Below are 953 nucleotides of genomic sequence, written 5' to 3'. Positions count from 1 at the left end.
ATATCCGCGCGCCAGACGTCGAACTGGGCGTTGAGGTCATCGAGATCATGGAAACTGCGGCCAAGGAAGAAGTCCTGACGGATGTAGCGGAAGGGTCGCTCGACCTTGCCCTTGGTCTTGGCGCGATAGGGCTGGCAGGCTCTGGGGGCGCTGCCATAATGGGCCAGAAGCGCCACCAGCGAGGCATTGTAGGTCACCACGCCCGCATCATCCTCACCGATGACAGCGGTCTTCATGCGATCGTAGAGAATTTCCGTGCAGCAGCCCGCCATCGCCTCGAAGGCGGCGATGTGGCAACGCATCACTGTTTCCAGACCCTGGTTCGGGCAGAAACGTCCCCACAGCCAGCGACTGTGCCCCAGCACCATGCTGAACAACCAGACCTTGCGCACGATGCCTGGCTCGCCGGTGAAGACTGTCTGGAATTCCGCAAAATCGACCTGCGCCTGAACGCCGGCTCCGGTCTCGAAGCGCCGCTCATAAGGCCTGGGCAGCGGGGGGCGGATTTGCCGGAGATATTCCGTCAGCGATGAATAGGCACCGTCATATCCCATGTCGCGAATTTCACGATGCAGCCTGCGCGATGAAAGTCCGGGATAACTTGCCATCCGCTCCAACAGATAGGTTCGATAAGGTTCTGCTGCGCTGGCCACCGGTTTACGCGGTGCATAGGCTGGAGTCTCCAGCCCATTGGCCAGATACTTCTTCACTGTCTTGCGATCGAGCCCTGTCTGGCGCGCGATGGCGCTGATGCTGAGCCCCTGTCTTTTGAGTTCCTGGATCAAAACGACCTCCCTGAGTCCTATCACCTGCTCGCCCTTCCTTTGGCATCAGCAGGGATAAATGTGCCGCGTGATCGTCATGGGGGCATGCCCCCATGACGATCACGCACAGTCCTCAAACTGGGGAATTTTCAACCAGCACATTTGGGGAGATTACAACCAGCACTCACA

General features: G+C 58.9%; 1 protein-coding gene. It reads right to left on the bottom strand.

Annotated features, from left to right (window positions below; genetic code table 11):
- Nucleotides 1-809, bottom strand: an 809-nt coding sequence (gene istA, locus CFR80_RS18445) for an IS21 family transposase (RefSeq protein ID WP_110507866.1), incomplete at its 3' end; no start/stop codon positions are given.
- Nucleotides 810-953 lie beyond the last annotated feature (144 nt).

The sequence above is a fragment of the Komagataeibacter oboediens genome (genome assembly GCF_003207815.1).
Taxonomy (GTDB): domain Bacteria; phylum Pseudomonadota; class Alphaproteobacteria; order Acetobacterales; family Acetobacteraceae; genus Komagataeibacter; species Komagataeibacter oboediens.
Note: the sequence above shows the minus strand (reverse complement) of the source record. Positions and strands in the feature narration are given on the sequence as shown.